Origin of the sequence: Pseudovibrio ascidiaceicola (assembly GCF_900114245.1) — a bacterium.
Classification (GTDB): Bacteria; Pseudomonadota; Alphaproteobacteria; order Rhizobiales; family Stappiaceae; genus Pseudovibrio; species Pseudovibrio ascidiaceicola.
In genome coordinates, this window is sequence record NZ_FOSK01000008.1 from 293,041 (window position 1) to 314,929 (window position 21,889).

General features: G+C 50.0%; 12 protein-coding genes. 8 read left to right on the forward strand and 4 right to left on the reverse strand.

Annotation, left to right across the window (positions count from 1 at the left end):
• Window positions 1-49: 49 nt before the first annotated feature.
• Window positions 50-4,477, reverse strand: coding sequence for a type I secretion protein (locus BM231_RS16830; RefSeq protein ID WP_159437971.1), 4,428 nt, complete (start codon window positions 4,475-4,477; stop codon window positions 50-52).
• 305 nt (window positions 4,478-4,782) lie between these two features.
• Between BM231_RS16830 and BM231_RS16835 the strand changes: the two genes are divergently transcribed.
• Both BM231_RS16835 and BM231_RS16840 read left to right on the forward strand, forming a co-directional pair.
• Entirely contained in the window at window positions 4,783-6,210 is a 1,428-nt protein-coding gene (locus BM231_RS16835) for a TolC family outer membrane protein (protein WP_063311452.1), read from the forward strand.
• An 11-nt stretch (window positions 6,211-6,221) separates the two neighbouring features.
• Entirely contained in the window at window positions 6,222-6,620 is a 399-nt protein-coding gene (locus BM231_RS16840; protein WP_093521124.1) for a hypothetical protein, read from the forward strand.
• A 9-nt stretch (window positions 6,621-6,629) separates the two neighbouring features.
• Here BM231_RS16840 and BM231_RS16845 read toward each other — a convergent pair whose 3' ends face one another.
• Window positions 6,630-8,969, reverse strand: a complete 2,340-nt coding sequence (locus tag BM231_RS16845; RefSeq protein ID WP_093521126.1) for a type I secretion system permease/ATPase — start codon at window positions 8,967-8,969, stop codon at window positions 6,630-6,632.
• A 132-nt stretch (window positions 8,970-9,101) separates the two neighbouring features.
• Between BM231_RS16845 and BM231_RS16850 the strand changes: the two genes are divergently transcribed.
• Together BM231_RS16850 and BM231_RS16855 are read left to right on the forward strand one after the other, a co-directional pair.
• Window positions 9,102-10,484 (forward strand): HlyD family type I secretion periplasmic adaptor subunit, encoded by a 1,383-nt coding sequence (locus BM231_RS16850; RefSeq protein ID WP_208860442.1) that lies wholly within the window; start codon window positions 9,102-9,104, stop codon window positions 10,482-10,484.
• Window positions 10,485-10,535: 51 nt separating this feature from the next.
• Window positions 10,536-11,327 (forward strand): transglutaminase-like cysteine peptidase, encoded by a 792-nt coding sequence (locus BM231_RS16855; RefSeq protein WP_208860443.1) that lies wholly within the window; start codon window positions 10,536-10,538, stop codon window positions 11,325-11,327.
• A gap of 21 nt (window positions 11,328-11,348) precedes the next feature.
• Here the strand turns inward: BM231_RS16855 and lhpI are convergent, their stop codons facing one another.
• Window positions 11,349-12,305, reverse strand: coding sequence for a bifunctional Delta(1)-pyrroline-2-carboxylate/Delta(1)-piperideine-2-carboxylate reductase (gene lhpI / locus BM231_RS16860; protein WP_093521132.1), 957 nt, complete (start codon window positions 12,303-12,305; stop codon window positions 11,349-11,351).
• A 156-nt stretch (window positions 12,306-12,461) separates the two neighbouring features.
• The gene (locus BM231_RS16865; protein ID WP_093521134.1) at window positions 12,462-13,610 is read right to left on the reverse strand and encodes an iron-containing alcohol dehydrogenase; all 1,149 of its coding nucleotides are present in this window, start codon (window positions 13,608-13,610) and stop codon (window positions 12,462-12,464) included.
• A gap of 495 nt (window positions 13,611-14,105) precedes the next feature.
• Here BM231_RS16865 and BM231_RS16870 point away from each other — a divergent pair, with 495 nt between their 5' ends.
• The 4 genes from BM231_RS16870 to BM231_RS16885 all read left to right on the forward strand — a co-directional run bounded on the left by BM231_RS16870 (window position 14,106) and on the right by BM231_RS16885 (window position 21,885).
• The gene (locus BM231_RS16870) at window positions 14,106-16,139 is read left to right on the forward strand and encodes a hypothetical protein (protein ID WP_093521136.1); all 2,034 of its coding nucleotides are present in this window, start codon (window positions 14,106-14,108) and stop codon (window positions 16,137-16,139) included.
• A gap of 142 nt (window positions 16,140-16,281) precedes the next feature.
• Window positions 16,282-19,692: a multiheme c-type cytochrome gene (locus BM231_RS16875; RefSeq protein ID WP_093521138.1), complete on the forward strand. Its 3,411-nt coding sequence runs from the start codon at window positions 16,282-16,284 to the stop codon at window positions 19,690-19,692.
• On the forward strand, window positions 19,692-20,510 hold the full coding sequence (locus BM231_RS16880) for an FTR1 family iron permease (protein ID WP_093521140.1): 819 nt from the start codon (window positions 19,692-19,694) through the stop codon (window positions 20,508-20,510). Before BM231_RS16875 ends, BM231_RS16880 begins: the two co-directional genes overlap by 1 nt.
• Window positions 20,494-21,885 (forward strand): FAD-dependent oxidoreductase, encoded by a 1,392-nt coding sequence (locus BM231_RS16885; RefSeq protein WP_093521142.1) that lies wholly within the window; start codon window positions 20,494-20,496, stop codon window positions 21,883-21,885. The genes BM231_RS16880 and BM231_RS16885 overlap by 17 nt, the downstream gene beginning before the upstream one ends.
• Window positions 21,886-21,889: the final 4 nt, after the last annotated feature.

Consider the following 21,889-nt stretch of genomic DNA (forward strand, 5'->3'; position numbering starts at 1 on the left):
CCCCGAGGCTATCGCTTTCGGGGTTTTTCTTTGTGCTGAGCCTGATTAATTAGGCTGTGACAATGAGTGGTGCCTGATTTTCATCCATGATGAGCTCCAATTGAGCTGGAGGCGACGAAAACTCCATGACCTGTACCATGTGGTGGTTCGTTCCAGCTCCATCCTGATCAAAACTCAGAACGCCTCCTGATAGTTGGAAGTAGTCTCCCACATTTTGCTGTGTGACTTGCTCGGATCCAATCAACTCTGTCACATCCAGCCGATCGGCGTCATCTCCAGATGAATCGTAGTCAGTGATGAGATCTGCAATTGTGAGATTGGAGAGATCGAGCACAAATGTATCGCTGTCGGCTCCACCTTCAAGTGTGTCCCTGCCGCCCATTCCTGCAATCTTGTCTCGCCCTTCCATGCCGGAGATGTGATCGTCACCGTCTAGGCCTTTGATCAGCTCGCTGGTTTGCGTCCCCGTCAACACATCATCCCCGGATGTGCCAAGTATAGGCGGTGCTGCCTGCTTGATGGAAATGAGATGGCTATCCGTATCTGTATCGCCATCCTCATCTTCAACTGAAATGAAAAACTGCAGTGTCTGGTTTTGGGGAAAGTCCAGCCCCGTGTTGGCTGTGAACTCCCATGTGCCATCTGAATGGATGGTAAGTTCACCTTGCTGCGTGTACAACGTGGTTTGTGTGTTAGGAGCCAGATTGACGATGTGTTGGTCGTTTACGTCCGTGTAGACAGTCACTTGCGCGTAACCATCAGCACCAGAGTTGAGTGAGAAGGTATCGCTGATTGTCTCTCCCTCAGTTACGACGTTCTGTGTGTCTGAGATGTCGATGTCTGGATTGTCATCTTTGATTGAGATGTTAGTGATGCCCAGAGCAGTGCTGCCATCTGTATCCGTTGCGACAATCGGGACACCTAATATTGTGAAATCGCTGGTTCCGTTGGTCACATGCGGAAAATCTGCAAGCAGTGTGGCATTTACTTGAACTGAACCCGTGAATCCAGCTGCAATGGATGAGCCTGTCAGGGCCAACTGAATTGTGTTTTGGCCATTAATTGAGCCTGTGAGTGTCTGTTTATCGGCTGAAAGTGCCCAGTTGATGGAGGTAACAACAGCGCCGCTGTCATCACGGACCTCGATACTGGATGTGTCCCCAATCGTGAAGCTTATGATATTATCAGAACCAGCTGTGAAACTCAGCGTATCGCTTTGTGTTTCTGCTGTGCTTGCTGGGTTTGATCCAATTACATCTCCTGTCGGCTCATTGTTACCGACCTGATCTCCCAAAGCACTCTCATCAAGACTTAAGGCGATAATGTCGCCACCGAACGGATTTGTCCCATCGGTGATCTTGATAGTCTGTGTGTCTGACGTGGTGTCTCCATCAGCATCCGTTGCGGTGATGGTGAAGCTTTGTTCTTGTGGATCGTCGTTGTCCAGATTGGTAGCAGCTTCAAAGGAGTAAGTGCCGTCTGGATTGACGGTGAGCGTACCCTTAGGCATGTCAAAGATGGCAGGGGCGTTACCAGATAAAGAGACGGTCTGGTTGATCTCACCAGAAACGGAAACGGTGACGTCTGTAACTCCATCAGCACCGGGATTGAGTGACCATGTGCCGTTGAGTGTGTCGCCTTCTGCGACTGAGGCTGGTGTTTCTGCAATGTCCAGCTGTGGTGCGTCGTCGATGATGTTGATCTGAATGTCGGCGGTGACTGTGTCTCCGTCATGGTCTGAGGCGTTTATGGTGATGCCGTTGATCTTGACGGGATTATCGCTCGCATCATGGGGAAATGCATCTGTCAGCGTTGCTGTGACCTGTACTGAGCCTTGTTGACCTGCCGGGATATCTGAAGCATCCAGCTCCAATATGATTGCAGGCGTGCCGTTGATTGAGCCGATAAGCTGGCCATTTGAGACTGTCCAGCTGACATTGAGGGTTGCGTCTCCATTGGTGATCGTGATGCCAGAAGGATCTCCAAAAGCAAACGTAGACAAATCATCAGAACCCGCCGTGAAGGTGAGTGTACTGGAGACATCAGTCTCGGCAGAGCTGGTTGGATCAGAGCCGGTGATGTTGCCTGCTGCCAGATCAGTTTGATCCTGCGTTGTATCGAGTGCTGCTTCGTTGACGGTGAGGATCAGATCTACTGCTTCACCGGGCAGATTGTCTGGTGGTGTTGGTGAGGCTCCATCGGTGATTGTGATGGTCTGGGTGTCAGTTGTGGTATCGCCGTCAAAATCCGTAGCGGTGATGGTGAAGGTTTGCTCCTGTGGATTGTCGTTGTCCAGATTGGTTGCAGCTTCAATGGAGTAAGTGCCGTCTGGATTGACGGTGAGTGTCCCCTTGGGCAGCGTGAACGTGGCAGGGGTGTTACCGGAAAGGGAGATGGTCTGGTCGACTTCACCAGAAACGGAAACTGTAACGTGTGTGACACCATCAGCCCCAGAGGTGAGCGTCCACGTACCGTTGAGTGTGTTGCCTTCTGCGACTGAGGTTGGCGTGTCTGCGATGTCTAGTTGTGGTGCGTCGTCGATGATGTTGATCTGAATGTCAGCGGTGATCGTGTCTCCGTCATGATCTGAGGCGTCTATGGTGATGCCGTTGATGTTGATAGGATCTCCGCTCACATCATGAGGAAAGGCATTTGTCAGCGTGGCCGTGACTTGTGCTGAGCCTTGTTGACCTGCTGGGATGGCTGAAGCATCCAATGCCAATATGATTGCAGGCGTGCCGTTGATTGAGCCGATAAGCTGGCCATTTGAGACTGTCCAGCTGACATTGAGGGTTGCGTCTCCATTGGTGATCGTGATGCCAGATGGATCACCAAATACGAATGTGGTGAGGTCATCAGAACCCGCCGTGAAGGTGAGAGTACTGGAGACATCTGTCTCGGCAGTGCTGGTTGGATCAGAGCCGGTGATATTAGCCGCTGCCAGATCATTTTGATCCTGCGTTGTATCAAGGGCTGCTTCATTGACCGTGAGGATCAGGCCCACTGCTTCACCAGGCAGGTTGTCTGGTGGTGTTGGTGATATGCCATCGGTGATGGTTATGGTCTGTGTGTCTGACGTGGTGTCTCCATCAGCATCTATTGCGGTGATGGTGAAGCTTTGTTCTTGTGGGTCGTCATTGTCCAGATTGGTAGCAGCTTCAAAGGAGTAAGTGCCGTCTGGATTGACGGTGAGCGTACCCTTGGGCAGCGTGAACGTGGCAGGGGTGTTACCGGAGAGGGAGATGGTCTGGTTGGCTTCTCCGGGTATTGAGATAGTGACATGAGTGACGCCATCAGCACCTGAGGCAAGGGACCAGGTGCCGTTGAGTGTGTTGCCCTCTGCGACGGTGGCTGGTGCGTCCGCAATGTCAATCAGAGGAATGTCATCGACGATATTGATGGTGATGTCACCAGTTGCCTGATTGCCTTCTTCATTGGTCACGCGGACTTTCAGGAGGTCTTGCGGTGTGCTGTTGCTATGATCTCCTGAGGTGTTGAGTGTGTATGCCCAGCTGTAGGTTCCATCTGGATTAATTGTGATTGTGTAGGTGCCGTGGGGCGTAATGATCTGACCGCCACTGGTGACATCTATCCAGACATTTTGAATGGGATCGCAAACTTCGAGCGTCTGGAGCGGGGAGGAACCGCTTTGGATGTTCATTGGCCCAGCAGTTTGAGTGGCGGCCTGTCCTGCTGCAGTGCCAGACGCGAGGCCGGACTCGTACACATCATCAGTGTTGCCTGCGAAAAAGGCCGGTGTCACTCGCGGATTGGATAGGTCTGGCGTGGATGTGGTTTGCTGGTTAGGTTCGAATGTGCCATCTCCAAATTCACGTTCGAGAACCTCTTCATTGCGCTCTGAGGGCAATAGGAGCGGTGTGATTGAGAAAGCCGGCTGGACGACGATTGAGATTGGCTCGAAGTCATTTCCGCTGCCAATGAGTTCATCGTTGGCAGGTAACGGAGACTGAGGCTCATTGTTGCCGCTTGAGGGCTCAGAAGCGTTTGATGCACTTGATGAAGTCTCTGGACCAGCACTTGGTTCTGCGTTTCGCGCAGCTGCAAATGCTGTTTGAATTTCCTGCGCGGTGAGGAGTTGATTTTCAATTTCAATGGAAGGTGGATTGCTGCTGTGATCCTCAATGATCAGGCGTGTGCCATCTGCCAGAGTGATTTCGGTGGTGCCATTGGCGGTCTGGATATCTGCAAGTTCCAAACCTGATGGCAACAGCAGAATTTCTCTAACAGGATCCCATTCAACCTCATTGAGAAGCAGGTTCATGCCACGTGGTTGACCATCTAACAGCGTTTCTGACGTTGTTTCAATGTTATCCGGGAGTTGGATAATAAGCTGGCTGATGTTTGGTGCTGTTGAACTGGCCTCTTGTTGAGATCCATTTTCCAAGTCTGGGGCCTGTTCAGGCGTTGTTTGATTGGTTGGAAGCGCTTGAGGTTCACCGGTACTGGTATTCGGCATGCAAGGCTCCCTTTGCAAACTGGAACAGGACGTTAGCGCGCTTTTTCTGAATGAGAAGACAACGTCTCGCTGAAATTGTGCTGCCGAATTCTAAATCAAATGGGGTTCAAGTTTATATATACATTATACAATACGCATAACTGACAATATTAAAGGTGTTGCCTTCTGAATTGAAGTTGCTATTACTTTTTGAGTTATTGGTATTTATTACACTTAATTGCGTGAGGAATGACATTATATTAAAATAAAGTAAATTAAAGCTTCAATTGCCCGGTTGTCTCAAGTATTGCGTAGAGGGCGTGTGTATGAAGTTGTTTGCGCCACTTATTCTTGGCGTTGCTGCCGTAGGCTTGTTGAGCGGAGCAGGCCATGCGATGTCTCTCAGAGACGCAGTGAATCTTACCGTCTATAGCAATCCCGAAATTGGTGAAGCGGTTTTTGACCGCAACGCGATTGGCTTTGAGCTGAAACAAGCCAAAGGCGAATGGCTGCCGCGTCTCGATCTTGAATTTCGCGGAGGGGCGGAATGGGCAGATCGCAGTTTTACACGTCAGAGGGATCAGTTCTTTTATGGTCCTTATGAGGTGAGAGCGACGGGTCGGCAAAAGCTTTTTGACGGGTTTGCGACGACCTATGAGATTGAGCGTCAGAGAGCTCGTCTGGATGCGACCTCTTTCAGAGTCTGGGAGCGTTCAGAGTTCATCGGTCTAAGTGCAGTGCGCGCCTATGTGGAAGTTTCCCGCCTTTTTGAAGTGAAGCAGTCTGCCCAACGTAATATTGCCTATCATTCCAAAGTTGCCTCCGATATGCGGGCGGGGTTGTCCCGCGGGGTTGTTTCCGTAGCGGATGTGCAGCAGGCAAGTGAGCGGGTGTTTGCTGCAAGGCTTGCATTGCAGGAGGTTGTTGAAGAACTTGAACTTGCAGAAGCCACGTTCATTGAGGTGGTGGGCAAGCCAGTAGGACGCATGGGAGGAGTTCCCAGTGTCTCGCGGCGTATTCCTGGCACGCTTCCGGATGTTTTGAATGTGGCGCGGCGGAACAATCCTTTGATTGCGTTACGCAAAGCTGATGTTGATGCAGCGAATGCGCAGATCAAGATTGCGGAGGCAGATTATTATCCCAGGTTGGATCTGGAGCTTTCTTCGCGCGTTGGCGAGAACCTGAACGGATTTCCCGGCGTCAATAATCAGGCCACAGCGCTGGTTGTAATGCGTTGGAACCTCTTTAATGGCAATATTACGAAGAACAGGCGTGCGGAGCAGGTTGAGCGGGCTGGTGAGGCACGGATGAGAACTGCGCGTGCTTTTCGTGAAGTTGAGCGGGAAACGCGCGCTTCCTGGATCAGGCGGATAGAGCTCTCCAAGCAACTTGCAATCATCAAAAAACAGCTTTCAGCGTCACAGCAACTTCTCATTTCATATGAAGGCCAGTTCACTGTTGGGCAGCGAACTCTGCTGGATGTTCTGGATACACAAAACACCGTTTTCTTTACAGAGGTTTCCGAGATATCTGCTCGCTATGCGCAAACCTTTGCCAACTACCGACTACTGGCTGCAATGGGTGGCTTGCTAGAGTCATTTGATGTTCAACCTCCTGCCCAAGCCGATGCGGGCTATCGTAAAGTTCGGGATGATGAGGAAACTGAGGGTTGGTTACCGGGCAAAGTATTGCCGGGTGTTTCAGCTCAATGGGCGCGTGGGACACCTGTTGCCATGCCTAAACCGAAACAGTAAGGGAGGGTATTATGGGCAAACTTAAGTTTGCGACGGGCATGAGCGGTCCAGCACTTCTCATTTGGGGAGCTGCCATGTCTCTTTCGGTTTGGGCAGGGGATGCGGTCAGTGCGGATCTTGCTGTTGCGACCTCCGACTATTATCGCGGTGGCGTGTGCTATAACTTCAATCTGAAACATCCTGAGGAACTGCACAGTGAGATTTCTGTTCGGGTGCGTGATTATTTTGAGGAGGCAAACACCGTTGTTGTCTCCGCGCAGCAAAGCTCAATCGTGCAATTGCGGTTTGATTGGGCGCTGGAAACAAGAGACTGGTGTGGCGTTGCTATTGGCTACATGAAAGACGCGGTCTGGGATGATGAAGCTGTCAATCGCTGCCTCTGTTTTCGCGAATACATGAGAGAGTACTAAGTTCTCAGGTCATCCAGTTCCTTTTGAAAGGATATGGGTGACTTTTTCTTTTGGGCCATCAGCGAGAATACGGCCCTTATCCAGAATGATCAGCCTATCGACCAGAGAAAGTGGTGCCGTGCGATGTGTGGCAATAATCAAGGTCTGCTGTGAGGTGACTGCTGATGAGAGGGAACTGATGAACTGTTGTTCGGTTTGGCCATCCATCATGCCCGTGGGTTCATCCAGATAAAGTAGTTTGGGTGTGCCCATGAATGCTCTGGCGAGGATGAGCTTTTGTCTTTGTCCAGAAGAGAGATCACGACCACCTTCCTCAATCAATCTGGCAAACCCATGTGGATGGGCATCGATAAACTCCAATGCTCCGGCATTCTCGCTCGCTTTGACCAGTTCTGCGTCAGAGGCCTCAGGGCACCCTAACTTGATGTTGTCCCTGATAGAACCGGAGAAAAGGCTGGCATCCTGTCCGATGTAACTTATGGATCTTCTCAATTCTGTGGGCGCAAATTGCTGATGGTCCAGATTGTCGATGGCATAACTTCCTGCCTCTGGCGAATAGAGGCCGCTCAATACTCGGCCCAGAGTGGATTTGCCTGAGCCGACAGGCCCGAGTATAGCGATCCGCTCTCCTGCCGAAATGGATAGATTCAGGTTTCTCAATGTCGGCTCTGTGGCCTGCGGATAGGTGAAGCTCATGTTCTTCAGAGAAATCCGAGCGTGATCGATGGCTTTGCTTAGATGTCTGGAGGCCCACGGTGTTTCTCGTGGTAACTGATTGATGGCATCCAGTCTTTTGTAGGCGGCTTTGACCTGCTGAAACCGTGCGAGAAAACTGGAAAGTGTTGCGAGTGGGGCAACGGCTCGTCCTCCCAAGATCACACAGGCCACAATTCCACCCATGGAAATAAGCTTTTCTGAGAACAGATATGCACCTGTGACCAGAAGAGCGATTGTGGTGAGTTGCTGCAGAAAGCCAGTCAAATTCAAAGCCCAGGTAGAAAGTGATCTGACTTTGTTTTGCGCTGAAGCTGCCGCGGCTGTGGCGCTCTCCCATTTGCCCAGAAGCTGTCCTTCTGCACGTTGGAGTTTGATTGTTTCCAAGCCGTAGAGACACTCTACCAGTAATGCATTGCGTACTGTGGCATCAGTAACGGTCGCCTCTACAGCTTTCTTGAGCGGAAACTGCATTAGCAGTCCAATAAAGACTACGCTCATAATGGCAATAAGGAGCGGATAAACCATTGGACCGCCAATATACCAGATCAAGCCAAGGAACATGCCAAGGAAGGCAAGGTCTGTGATGGCAGCGATGGTTGCTGATGTCATGAACTCGCGAATGGTCTCGAACTCGCGCATTTCATTGATGAAGCCAGCAGTGCTAGCGGGGCGATGAACCATTTTCAAGTGCATCGCCTGATCAAATAGTCTGGAGGAAATAATCAAATCAGCTCGTTTGCCTGCAAAGTAGATTAAGGAGGCGCGTAGTGACTTCAATAAAAGGTCAAAGAGCAACGCACCTGCTACGCCAAAGGTAAGAACCCAGAGTGTCGGGAAGGCCGAGTTGGGTAACACACGGTCATAAACGTTCATGGTGAAGAGCGGTGATGCCAGTGCGAGCAGGTTGATGAAGGCTGCTGCAAGTGCAACGAAGGCGTAGTCTCGTGCAACAGCTTGGATCCCACCGAAGAACCAATGGGAACGGTCTTCCTTTGTTGTTTGTTCCTGTGAGCCCTCTGGTTTGTAAAACGGTTTTGCAACGATGATTTCTCCACTGCAGAGCGCCTGGAGCTCATCCAGCTTCGCCAATACGGCTCCGCCATCTGCATGTGGGAGGGCGACTGCATAGGATTTCTCATCATACTTCTCTAGAATGACCAATGCTCCACCGGATTCGAGGAGCAGAACGGCAGGAAACAAAAGAGAGGAAAGAGCAGTTATTTTCTGGTGAAAAGCCTTGGTCGAAAAGCCTGCGCGTTTGAGGGCCTTTTGTAATAAATCTGCGGTGAGCTTACCATTTTCTAGCGGTAGGCCTGCAATGAGGTTCTCTGAGTTTGCTGGCATGTTATGTTGAACCAGCAAAATTTCGAGACATCCCCGTAACGGGTCGATGTCAATTAAGTCCGCAGGGCGGATATCTGATGTGGTGCCCTTAACAGGTGTTGTGCTTTCAGGTTTCTGTTTTGCTTTTTGGTTTTCTTCTGACGTTGCAACCGAAACCGTGGCTTCGACAACTGTGTCACTCTCTTTGTGTGAGGAAGGGACTTCAGTCGTCGTTGTGTCTTCCTTTTTTACGGAAGGCGGTATCTTTTCTTTTCTTGTTTTCGGCTTGGCCGTTTTTGTCAGTTCCAACCTGCAATTCTCCGCAATAGATCCCTGTAGTATTCAGAAAAACCAAGGAGGGTTACCTTTGGTAAGGATAGCTTGATTCCGGTTGGTCGCGTGCCTCTGGAACTTGTTGGGGAGTTTCTAGGGGGATTATCTTTGCGCCTATTACATCTGATGGAACGGGTCACAAAGTGGATGAAGTTTGGCTCTGAAACTACACGACTTCCACGTGGTGCTGCTCAGGTGTCAATTGGCTTGGAAAATGCTGTGTTTGCGCGCACACGCTTGTTGGTCCTGATGATCGGAATACTCTTGGTTTCGTTCATCCTTTGGGCTGGTTGGGCGCAATTGGAAGAAGTTACCCGTGGAGATGGGCGTGTCATTCCATCTGCAAAGATACAGGTCATTCAAAGTCTTGAAGGAGGGATCGTCAAAGAGGTGCTCGTAAAGACGGGCGATCTTGTCAGTAAAGGCGATATTCTGATCCGTTTGGATGATACGGGGTTTTCTTCCAATCTAGGTGAGCTGGTAGCAAAGCAACTGGCATTGGAAATTGCTCGTGAACGTTTAGAGTTCCAATCCGTTTGGCCTGAGCGTGGGGAGGAGCTGGCATATAGTGATCACTATCATGAGAATGCTGAGCAGATTGTTGCCTCTGAGCTGTCTCTTTTTCAAGCCAATCTGGAAGGATTGAAGGGCCAAGTCGCAATCAATCGTTCGCGTGTTGCGCAGCGTATGGCGGAACTTGAAGCCTCAGAAAACCAGAGACGGAAGGTTCTTGATTTACTGCGCCTTGCAAATGAAGAACGAGAGTTGAAAGCGCCGCTTGCCGAAAAGCAGATTATTCCCCGCACAGACATGCTCAAGCTTCAGCGTGAAATTGGCGACCTTGAAGGGCAGGTCAACACGCTTCAGGTCACGGAGGGGCGATTGCAGGCGGCTGTTGAGGAAGCCGAACAGGAGATTGAAGGTGTTTACACCAAGTTCCGACAGACAGCTCGCGCTGAGCTGAGCGAAGTGCAAGCGCAACTGGACATTATTGCGGAAGCTTCCAAGGGGGCCGGTGACAAGGTTGATCGCGCAGACATTCGCGCACCCATGGACGGCATCGTCAACACGATTGATGTGAGTACAATTGGCGGCGTGGCTTCGCCTTCTCAGCAGCTTATGACCATTGTGCCCGTTGAGGATGTTTTGCTCGTTGAGGCCAAGGTCAAACCTCAGGATATTGCTTTTATTCATCAAGGGCAACAAGCGCTTGTTAAGCTCAGCGCTTACGATTTTTCCATTTATGGCGGCTTGGACGGGCAAGTTGAAGGAATTTCTGCAGACACTGTTTACGATGAAAGTACTCGCGAGCAATTTTACTCCGTAATTATCAAAACCAAACAAACAGAGTTAGAAAGTCGCAACAAGAGTCTTCCCATCCTTCCGGGGATGGTCGCCTCCGTCGATATACTCACTGGAGAAAAGAGTGTGCTTTCTTACATTCTTAAGCCAGTCAATCGTGCACGTGAGGAGGCGCTAAGAGAACGGTAATGCGTAATGGCTCTTCCGGAATACCGGGGCAAACACCGTAGGAAACGCGGTTTGTTGCGACGAAGCTTTGTAGGGATGGTGGTCAAAGCAGCATTTCTGACTGGTATTGTGTCCAGTATGTCCAGTGCGCAAGCCCATAATCTGCGGTTTAGCTATAAAAACAAAGTGCGCCGCCGTCGTCTGTTCTCTCTGGTGAGGTTTACGGCTCCAAACGCCACAAAGAAGCAGGAAAGCTTTGGGTTGTTTGGGTCGGTTGAAATTAATGGCGGCAATAGCAGGGCTTTCAGGAAATGGCAGGTTGTCCTGCCTGAATGTGACCAACAATTGGCCTCCTTAAAGGAATGCTTTGCTGGAAATCTGCGGTGTGCAGGTTCCGTGGACTATTGGTCACGCATTATCCGCGGTGTTGGACACAGCAAGTCACTGCGACAGCTTTCGCTGCTCAATTCTTATATCAATGAAAGTGCTGGATATGATCCTCAGGCGATTGCCGCTGGGCAAGCGGACGTCTGGCGTGCACCTTTGCAGTTTCTGGGCTTTCAAGGTGATTGTGAGGACTATGCGATTGCCAAATATTTCAGTCTGTTAGCGCTGGGCTATGAAGAACCAGATCTGCGGTTTGTTGTGGTGAAGGATAGCAGGCGGAAGGTCATACACGCTGTGACAACGGTTCAATTTCGGGGTGCGTGCTATGTGCTGGATAGTTTGAGGCCAGTTGCGACCAGGGAAATCGATCTGCTTCATTATCAGCCATTGGTGTCCATGCAGCGGGATTTGCACTTTACACACTTCAGAACGGCAGAGATGCGGCAACGGTTTTGGGCTCAGCACAGAAATGGATAACCGTGCTGAGCATAGATTTGTCTACGTGTTTAGCAATTCTTTTGAGTTCTCATAGGCGAGGACTGCTCCTGCCAAGTCCTCCAATGCAGCACCGACCGATTTGAAGAAGGTGATTTCATTTTCACTTGCTCTGCCGTTGTTGTCGCCTCTGGTGAGGTCATAAAGATCAGCCTGAACATCTTCAGGTTTCAACGTACCGTTTGCTAGTGGGATGGTCAGGTCTCCAGCTTCCTTCATTGCGCCTGCACGCGTGTCGACAAAAATACGCGAGCGGGAGATGGCAGCGTCATCTGCTTCGCGCATTTTAGGGGTGAACCCGCCCACAAGATCAAGATGACATCCATCGGACAGCCATTCACCCTGTATCAGGGGAGCATTGGACAGTGTTGCAACGGAAACGATATCAGCTTGCTCAACAGCTTTTGGAAGAGATTGCTCTGCGACAACCTTAACGCCAAGTTTTGTGCTCAGGTCCTGCGCATTATCCTTTGCCTTTTCGTAGTTACGACCCCAGAGGGTTACTGTTTCAATCTGTCTTGTTGAACAATGCGCCTCAATGAGGTTTGCTGAGAGACGGCCCGTGCCGACCATTGTCAGGCTCGTTGCGTTTTTGCGAGCAAGGTAGTCTGCAGCAAGTGCTGAGGCTGCTGCAGTTCGGCGGGCCGTAAGTTCGCCGCCATCAACCAACGCAAGTGGTGCGCCTGTTTTACCATCAGAAAGCAGATAAGTGGCGGAGACTGCAGGAAGCCCAACATCTGCATTACTCGGAAACACACTGGCGAGCTTTACGCCAAAATAGGCGCCTGACTGCCATGCGGGCATGAGTAACAAAGTGGCGTCTGCTTTATCCGGCACACCCATGGTATGATGGTGCCGAACAGGCATCTCGCAGCCCTCTTTGAACATTGTTCTCAAGGCCTCGACCAATGGTCGGAAGGGCAGGGCGTTTTTGGTTTGGGTGTCGGACAACTGCAACATACCCGTTTCTCCCTCATAATCTGCGAAAGGATGCTCTGATATCTCACAGGGATAGCGGGAGGTGGATGAGTTTGTCACTTGAGATTTCACAGGAAACAGGTTGTATGCACAAAAAAGCCCGCCGGTTGAGTGGCGGGCTGATTGGTTCTTTGTGGCTCAGCGAGCTGAGTACACGATGTCTTTGATCACGCCTGGTGTGATTTTTCCATGCTCGCCGATTGCTTGCAAAAAGTCGCGGCTTTCGATGATGTGCATGAGCGTGTCGATGTCGTTTTGATCCGTGATATTGGCATCGGACAGACGAATTGGCATGGCCAGTTGCTGGTAAAACTCTTCAATCGCATCAACTGTCTTTTCAGCCAGATCTTCAGAGGGAGGTAGAGCGAACACTGTGGTCCCCATTTGCTCCAGTTTTGCGCGCTTCAGTTCAATCTGGCTGCGCAAGAGGCTTGGCTGAATGATGGAGAGTGTTTGGGCGTGGTCAATACCGAAACATGCGGTCAGCTCATGTCCAATCTGGTGTGTCGCCCAATCTTGCGGCACACCGCATGAGATAAGGCCATTCAAGCCTTGGTTTGCTGCGTACATTAGATTGGCACGCCATTCATCAGTATCGCGTTCCGGATAACTCTTGCCCAGTTGAACGAGGGTTCTTAGCAATGCTTCTGCATATCCATCCTGTACCAATGCACCGGTCGGGAAGGTCAAGTATTGCTCGCAGACGTGGACGAACGCATCGACCAAACCATTCTTGAGTTGGCGCTCTGGCAAGGTTTTCATGGTGTCAGGATCGAGAACCGAGAACACAGGGAAAACAAGCGGAGATCCGAAAGCGAGTTTTTCGCCTGTGGACTGGCGCGTGATGACTGAGTTGCCGTTGGATTCTGACCCTGTTGCTGGCAAAGTCAGCACAGATGCAAGTGGTGTTGCCTTTTGAATGCGATGTTTGCCACTTGGAATATCCCAGTGGTCGCCGTCATAGTGCGCAGCAGCTGCCACAAACTTACAACCGTCAACAACAGACCCACCCCCAACTGCGAGAATGAAGTTTAGATTCTGTTCTTTAACAAGCTCGACTGCTTTTTCGAGTGTTTCGAAGTGCGGGTTGGCTTCGATTCCAGAAAATTCAACCACGGCGAAACCTTTCAGCGCGCTTAACACTTGCTCGTAAACACCGTTGGCTTTGATCGATCCACCACCATAGGCTAGTAGAATACGACTTCCAGTTGGGACCTGATCCCGAATTTCCGATATTTTTCCTTGACCAAACAGAAGTTTAGTTGGGTTTTGATAATTAAATTTCATTTTATTGCCCGGACAATTGAATTGTGCACACCGAACTTAATGCACTTTTCCCGGGTTTGAAGAGCCGAAGTGAAACTAATTCACTTAAATGAACTAATGAGTGACGAAAGTGGTTGAGAGTTCTCACAGATCGGCTTCTTGTCCCAAAATCAACTCGTGGCCCCGCATCATTTATAGGCAGCGCTCTTTGGGGCTTAACGAACTGTTTTGTCGTTGGGAATGGTGAAATACACAGTTGGCTGGGATATGTAGTGTAGTCATAAACCCATATAACATATTGATTTTTTGAATGATTATAAAACATGAATATTTAAATCATATTTGACTTTTGTCATTTGCGAAAGATGTTCAGTTTCTTATTTCTCGGATTGCAAATCATTCTCAATTGCGAATAGCGACCAGTTTTGCCCTGGTGATCTATGCGTGTTGGAGGGGGATAGGGGAGGTTTGCTTATGTTAGGCCATCCCCCAAAAAAAGAGATTCCGAGTTTAAGCATGTTGAACAAAACGGCACTTTTATCATTCGCATCGGCAGTGGCAATCAGCTCCGCAGCTCTTGCTGGTTCCCCTGAAGTTAAAGTCGAGGTTTTAGACAAGATCTTTGATCCAGCAGGTGGATTTCTGGCCTACACTGAATTTGAGCTTTCTGGCGAGCCTTTAGCGGAAGGTTTGGGATTGGATCTGGATGTTCTGGACCCAAACCTAGTCAACCAGCCAACCGCCTTCGATTATGCAGCAGGCATCGAGAGTTATGAGTACTCCGAGGAAGCCATGTATGCGGTCAACTATCAGTCCAAGATGGGGCCGCATATCGTAAATGGTCCGCTTAATAAAATGCGTGGTGGTTCGCTTGAAAGCCTTGGTAAGCGTGTCATTGAGTTGGCTGGGTCTGTTGCTTTCCCAGTGGAAGAAGTTCCACTCAACATGTATCCTATCACCTTCCCATATATATCAGCACTGCCTGAAATTGGTCAGGCAATTGACAGTTCTGTCGTCTCCAGCGATGAAGCTGATATACTGACTGCCCTCGGAAGTTCCAAAACGGTGAAGATCGATATTCCGGCTTACTTCCGTGATTACGCATCGCTCTCCTGGAAAGAAGAAGGCATGGACAAGTCCTTCAATCCGGGTGCAGCAGCAGGCATCATGCTCAAGGATGTTATGTGGGCGCAGGATTTCCTCGGTGGTATGCACACGATTGCTGAGGATCTGGAAGTCGAAGCCGAAACCTCTGTTATGGATCAAGATGGCGTGCATGCCCTTGGAGTGTCTACGGCGGATGGTTTCAACGGCGTTATTCTGACTGAGATGATCAATGATCGTCTGATTACACTGCGTGATCAGTTCGGTTATGACGGAAAGATGCTTGGTGCGAAATTGACAGCGTCTTACGATCCGGCACAAGGTCCAATTTGGTTTCCGCATAAAGTATCGGTGACCGAAAAAACAGAAAACTCTGTGAAAGCTATCGGGTCTCTAAAAGTCATCAATGGGGCATCCACACTGCGTGACACATGGCTGATGTTGTGGCCACTTTCTGAAATTTATGCGTATAGCGACCAACGTGTCGTGAACTCAAACCAGAACCCGGCTTTCACCGCCGTGTTTGACGGCGCGCCATTTGCTGCAGCTGCTGATCTGAACAAAGACAGTGATCCGATGAATGACATTGTTTCAGATGATGTCTTCTCTGCTGCAAGCGTGCTGACAAACGCTACTTTTAAGAACCTTGATGCACTGCACTTCAACAAAGATGCGGGCACTCTGGTTGATCGTTATGATGGCAAGCAAGGCACCAAAGTTACCACTTATGATGCAGCCTATGCTCTTCAGGCATTAAACATTTTCCAACGCTCTCAGGATGCGCTGGCAGTTGGTTATGCCTCTGCTGATGCGGGTGAAAGTCTGGAAACTGCACGCGGCAAGCGGGCGCTTGAGCTGATTAAAGCGCAAGCAGACTTTATTCTGAAGAACTTGATTGCTGAGAACGGTCTTGCGGTCGATGGGTTTGAAATTGGTAAGGGGGCAAACGCGGAGCAAAGCCTTGGTACGCAGTTCGCTGTTGTCCATGGATTGACCTCGGCATTCCTTGCAACAAAGGATGAGAGCTACAAAGAAGCTGCGCGCAAGCTGTTCCTGACTATTGAAGCGAAGATGTATGACAAAGCTATTGGCACCTACGCCGCTGTGCCAGGTCAACCAACTGAGCACACACCATATACCGCTGCTGCAATCAGTGCTGGACTGCGCAGTGCGATGCTTATTCTGCGCAACAGTGAAGGTGAGAATGAACCTTTGTTGGATCTGGCAAGCCTGACACAACGATATGAAAGCTGGTTCCGCACTGTCATTAATGGCCGCAATGTAAATGAAGGCATGCAGCTTGCTGAATGGCTGGGCGATAGTGGTGAGAATGTTGTTGCTGGCAGTGAAGATTTCGACACAGATGCAGATGGCGTGCCACAGATCACGCAAGCAGGCACAGCTATGGTGATGGCCGGTAAGGTCAAAGTGTTTGCTGCAAAATAAGTAGTTTGCCGCAACTTGAAACAGCCGGGGTGTAAAACATCCCGGCTTCTTCTGCTTGTTAACCTAAGTCAAATGCGAGGCATTCGCATTTAGCTATAGAGACAACAATCATAATAATCTGACGAAGAATCGATCCACACTCATGGATGATGCAAGCAAGAATAGCGTACCAATCAATGGACCTAAGCCAGCACAACCCAGCGCAATAGAAATGTTCTGGAAGCGTCTTGGTTACAAGAGCAAGCATGCTGAGTTTGTGCTTTACTTCCTCACGATCAGCGGATTGATGCTGTGGGATGTTGTCGGGCTTCCCTGGCAACTCATCCAACCTTCGCTTGCCATACACTTCGTCGTATCACTAGTTCTTTTTCCCTTGTTCGTTCTTCCATTCTGGCTTTCTCATCGTGATCTGATCAAGAAGAACGGTCGTCCGTTCCTGCGCAGAACGGGTCAGATGATTGAGATTGCGCTGGTACTGCTGGTTCTCAGTGGCATTTATCTCGCGTTTTTTGGCAATCGCGGCAATGTAATGGGGCAGCTGGCATACTGGCTTCATCTGGTTCCAGCATTACCGGTTTCGGTATTGGTATTCCACCATGCCAAACGCTATTCGATGGTTAAAGTTGCAGCCTGGATCTTCCCATTTCTTCTGGCACTGGTGGCACTCATAGTGCCAGCCTATGCTGCCGTTGAAAGTGGCTCCCTTGTTCTCAATGATGAGGGCACAAAACTTATCTCAGCAAACTTTGATGCAGGTAGCGTCACGATTGTTGACCGCGGCTCAAACAAAGTGCTGCAAGAGATCAAGATTGGTGGTGAGGTACGCCGCATCGCATTGGATAAAAACCAGAATATCCTAGGCGTAACGGACTACACGGGTGACCGTGTAGTTTTCATTGATCTGAACACAAACGAAGTTCTGTCCGAGTTCAAGACCGACTATCGCCCGTTTGGCATCATCTATGATAAGACCAATAACCTGTTCTGGGTCTCGTTGTTTGAAGCGCACAAGATCATTGCGATTGATCCGAAACGAGGCATTACTCAGGACATCGACAGCGAAGAAACACCGCGTGGTCTTGCTTTGCTTAGTGATGGTCGTCTGATTGTAACACATGCCATGGTTGGTAAAGTATCCATTTGGGATACCACAGGCGCTAAGCTTAAACTTCTGAAAACGATTAGTTTGGCTGAAACACAAGATAGCGATGAAGCTGTTTCTCAAGGTGTTCCGCGCATCCTGGATGATATTGCGGTGAGCCCGGATGAGAGCGAGGCCTGGTTGCCGCACGTTCTTTGGAACTTTGATCATCCTTTCCAGTTTCAATCCACCGTGTTCCCAAGTGTCTCGCTGCTGAGCCTCGAAAAGGGGCGAGAAGAAGAAGTTACAGAGCGCCGCAAGCATCTTTTCAAGCAAATCAACATTATCGACACCAATAACCGCACGCGCATTGTCTCGAACCCACATGATGCCGAATTCTCCGAGGATGGCAAAAAGGTTTATGTGACATTGGCTGGCAGTGAAGATTTGATGGTCTTCGATCTGACCCGTAGAACCTCCCTGATCAGCAAAAAGAAGCGCAGAGCACGTCGGAAAGGCAAGCTAAATCAGGGCGGTGCGAAGGCCATGCAGATTTTCCGTCATATCCCGGGCAATAACCCACGTGGGCTTGTTGTCTCTGGTCATGATATCTTCGTGCAAAACGCGATGACGCTTGATCTGGTGAAGCTGAAGAGAGGTGGGGACGGCCCGTTTGCACGCGTCACTCAGGGCGCGCAAGCTCCAGTTCTACTGGTGCAGAAGGATCCGGTTGAAGCCAAGCTACGTCGTGGCAAGACCCTCTTCAACAGCGGCAATACTGATGATGCAAAGCTGACGCCAACCACTGGTGATTTCTGGATGAGTTGTCAGAGTTGCCATGTGGATGGTTTCAACTTCACCAACGGCTATCTTTATCGCTCTACGCCAACTAAGAAGTTCGACCGTGCTACGATCGGCCACGACAATCTGAACAACATGATATCCGGTAACTTCATTGGTGATTACTTGCGCATCATGCAAAAGACGCAAGGTGGTATGGGCCATGATGACCGCGATGGGGCTTTGCAGATCAATCCAGATGAACCGACAGAGCCGGTCAAGCGCGATATGGAGGCATTGCAAGCTTTCATCACGTCACGTGGAAACTTACCCCTGAATGCGAGTTGGATACGCCTTGATGATGATCGGAAGGTCCTACATGAGAAGGATTGGGTGAACTCAGCCGCATGTGCGTCCTGCCATTCTGACATGTTTGAGCAATGGGCAGATTCAAACCATCGCCTGATGGGAGAATCCAACCCATACTTTATGGTCGTGAAATCCGTTGCCGAACAGACCGAAGGCAAAGAGTTTGGCAAATGGTGTCTCGGCTGTCATGAGCCACAAGAACAGTTCACCGAGCCTAAGGCAGTTCCGCAAGAAGCGCATATGTTTGAGAAGGGTGGCGCAAGTCTCTTTGAGGCTCTTGAAAAAGGAGTGCCGGATTCAGATGAAGGCACGGGCTGTTTGTTCTGCCACCGCATCACGCGCATTGAAGCGGCCATGGGTAAGACGGCAGGTACCAATGCCAGCTTTACCGTCAACGTGAAAGACAGAGAACAGTATATCTTTGAAGACAACGACAATGCGCTGCTGCACTGGGTGGGGAACCGACAGATCAACGCTAAGCCTGATGTGCATGCAAAGTCGTATTCTCAGCTGTTTTACAAAGATTCAGCTCTGTGTAGCACTTGCCACAATGAGGTAGCTCCAGGCACAGGCAGTGTGATAGTGAATACTTATGGTGAGTGGGAGAAATCCTCCTATAACAATCCTGCGGATCCTTCCAAGAACCGTACTTGTATTAGTTGCCACATGATGGCTGACGTGCAGAAAATCGGCGAAAATGTTCCGGGTATCTCCACCGATGGTGGCAAGGTGAAAGACAATGTGGTGACACATCAGTTCACTGGCGCCAATCACCATCTTGTCGGCCTGCGCAACAAAAAACTCTCAGATATGAGCATCGAGCTTTTGCGCACTGCTGCTGAGTTGGAAAGCTACATCGACAGAGACGGTAAACTGATCGTTCGTGTCAAAAACGTTGGGGCAGGGCACGCCTTACCAACTGGCGTTGCAGACTTCCGCCAACTTTGGCTGGATGTGACCGTAAAAGACGCAAATGGCACAGTTATTTTGGAAGATGGCAAGATGAACGCAAAGGGTGTTGTGCCAACTGACGCACGCATGTTCCAAAAGGTCTTTGGCGATAAAGACGGTAAGCCAGTGGGTCTGCTGTTCTGGCGTTATGAGAAAATGCTGAAAGACACCAAAATCCCGGCAGATGGTTATCGGGATGAGGCCTTTGCGATGCCAGAAAATGCTGCATATCCGCTCAGTGTGGATGTGAAGATGATGTTCCGGATCTATCCGCAATGGGTGACCGATGCGGTGCGCCAATCCTACCCAGATCTACCCAATCCGGAAGCTGTCGTTATGGCTGAACTTACTCAAACACTGGAGCGGCCATAATGTTTGCCAGTTTTCTGATCACATTCCGCGAAGGGCTGGAAGCCTTCCTGCTGGTTGGTATCATTCTGTCTTACATGCACAAACTTGGCGTAAGGCACTTCAACAAATACGTCTATCTGGGTGTGGTGCTTGGGTTGATCGTATCATTGGCTTTGGCCTTCATTTTCCAGGTGGTGATTGATCAGTTTTCCAACGAGCAATATCAACACCTGCTGATGATCTTCATCTTGCTCTTTGCCACGTTGGTGTTGAGCTACATGGCGATCTGGATGCACAAGCAAGCTAAGGCGCAGGTCGACCATGTCAAAAGAAAGCTGGAGTTCCACATCTCCTCGGGCAACCTGTGGGGCATGGTGTTCCTTGCGTTCATTGCTGTGCTGCGTGAAGGGTTTGAGACCGTACTGTTTTTCTCAGCGCTCATGTACTCAGGGCAGGGCGTTACACTGGAAAACGGCCTGATCGGCGCAACGAACGGCCTTGTTGCATCCATCTTACTGGTCTGGATCATGATGCGGGGCACCCGTGAAGTCCCAATTGCTCCGTTCTTCAAATACACCAGCCTGCTCATCATCATTATTGCCGCTGGATTGTTTTCCTCTGCCATCAACATGCTGCAAGCAATTGATGTTGTGCCGATCATGGTGGAGCAGATTTTTAACATCTCGTTTGTTCTGGATGATCAGGGCACCTTCGGCACTTTCATGCGGGCACTGTTCGGCTATAACGCATCTCCAACGCTGATCCAGTTTACAAGCTGGGCACTTTACCTTGGACTATTCCTGAGTTTCTGGAGCCGTGGCTATGCTAAAAAAGCCTGATCATGTTTTGGTGTTAGGGGCGGGTCCAGCTGGCCTGACGGCTGCTATCCGTTTGCTAGAAGCCGGCATTCAGGTCACCGTGCTTGAAAAAGCTTCAAAAGAGGGTGGCCAAAGCGGCACAACAACTTTTGAAGGGCGCCACGGAACCTATCGTTTTGACTATGGCGGGCACCGTTTCATCACGCACAATGCGCAGTTGTTACAGTTGGTTGAAGAGCTGGTTGGCGATGATCTGCTGACCAGCCAACGCAAGAGCGTTATACGCTTTCAAGGACGTACCTACGATTATCCTTTGGCGATGGGCAATATCCTTAAAACCGCCCCGGCCTCTCTTCTGGTTGGAGTATTGAAAGATCTCGCGGTTCTTCCGTTCTCACGACCTTGCGATGATAACTTTGCGACATGGATCACTAGCCGGTTCGGAAAGACGCTCTACAAAAATTTCTTTGAAGGGTACACAGGTAAACTTTGGGGCATTGATCCGGCCAATCTTTCTTCAGATTGGGCTGGGCAGCGCATAAGCCTACTGGATCTGAAAGATGTCGCGAAACGCCTTCTACCAATAGGTAACGATACCCCGCGCACCTATGCCAGAAATTATCGTTACCCCAAATATGGATTTGGCGTAATCTTTGAGCGTATGGCTCATAAGGTCGAAGCTCTTGGTGGCAAAATCATCTATGATGCGCCTGTAGAAGGCTTTGACTATACGATGAGCTGCATTGGTGCAGTGAAAGCAGGAGGTACCTCCTATCCTGCAGATGCAGTGCTCTCCACCCTCTCGCTACCTTACATGGTAGACCTTACAGGCGGCGAGAGCAGGCTAGCCTTCAGAGGCCTGCGGTTTTTCAATATGCCGCTTGAAATGGACAATCTCTCAGACTACACATGGCAATATCTGTCTGATCCAGACATCATGGCGACACGCTTACAGGAGCCCAAACGACGTTCACCGTTCATGGCTCCAAAGGGGCACACCTCGGCTATGTTGGAAATCCCATGTGATCCAGAGAGCAAGCTGTGGGAGATGGATAACGAGCAGATGTTTGCCAAAGCATGTGGTGTCTTGAATAAGCTTGGTATCGACAGCTCAGCAGCGACGGGCGAATACTTCTCCACTTACCAGCGGCAAGCCTATCCGCTGATGACAGTGGAGTATGAGAAGAACCGCGCAAATGCCATCGCTCATCTCAATCAGTTTGACAATCTGATCCAATGTGGGCGGCAAGGTTCTTTCCGTTACATTTTCACAGATACTTCCATGGAGATGGGCCAGATGGCTGCGAAAGCCCTGATTGATGAAGTGGATCAACGTTCAACCATCTATGAACACCGCAGTGAAAGAACAGTTATTGAAACGGAAAGCGTGGCTTAGGAGA

Bases quoted from the DNA above. Each gene is read 5' to 3' on its own strand.
- BM231_RS16875 (WP_093521138.1), top strand. From the start codon at position 16,282: ATGGATGATGCAAGCAAGAATAGCGTACCAATCAATGGACCTAAGCCA.
- BM231_RS16840 (WP_093521124.1), top strand. From the start codon at position 6,222: ATGGGCAAACTTAAGTTTGCGACGGGCATGAGCGGTCCAGCACTTCTC.
- BM231_RS16880 (WP_093521140.1), top strand. From the start codon at position 19,692: ATGTTTGCCAGTTTTCTGATCACATTCCGCGAAGGGCTGGAAGCCTTC.
- BM231_RS16830 (WP_159437971.1), bottom strand. From the start codon at position 4,477: ATGCCGAATACCAGTACCGGTGAACCTCAAGCGCTTCCAACCAATCAA.
- BM231_RS16885 (WP_093521142.1), top strand. From the start codon at position 20,494: ATGCTAAAAAAGCCTGATCATGTTTTGGTGTTAGGGGCGGGTCCAGCT.
- BM231_RS16835 (WP_063311452.1), top strand. From the start codon at position 4,783: ATGAAGTTGTTTGCGCCACTTATTCTTGGCGTTGCTGCCGTAGGCTTG.
- lhpI (WP_093521132.1), bottom strand. From the start codon at position 12,305: ATGTTGCAGTTGTCCGACACCCAAACCAAAAACGCCCTGCCCTTCCGA.
- BM231_RS16865 (WP_093521134.1), bottom strand. From the start codon at position 13,610: ATGAAATTTAATTATCAAAACCCAACTAAACTTCTGTTTGGTCAAGGA.
- BM231_RS16870 (WP_093521136.1), top strand. From the start codon at position 14,106: ATGTTGAACAAAACGGCACTTTTATCATTCGCATCGGCAGTGGCAATC.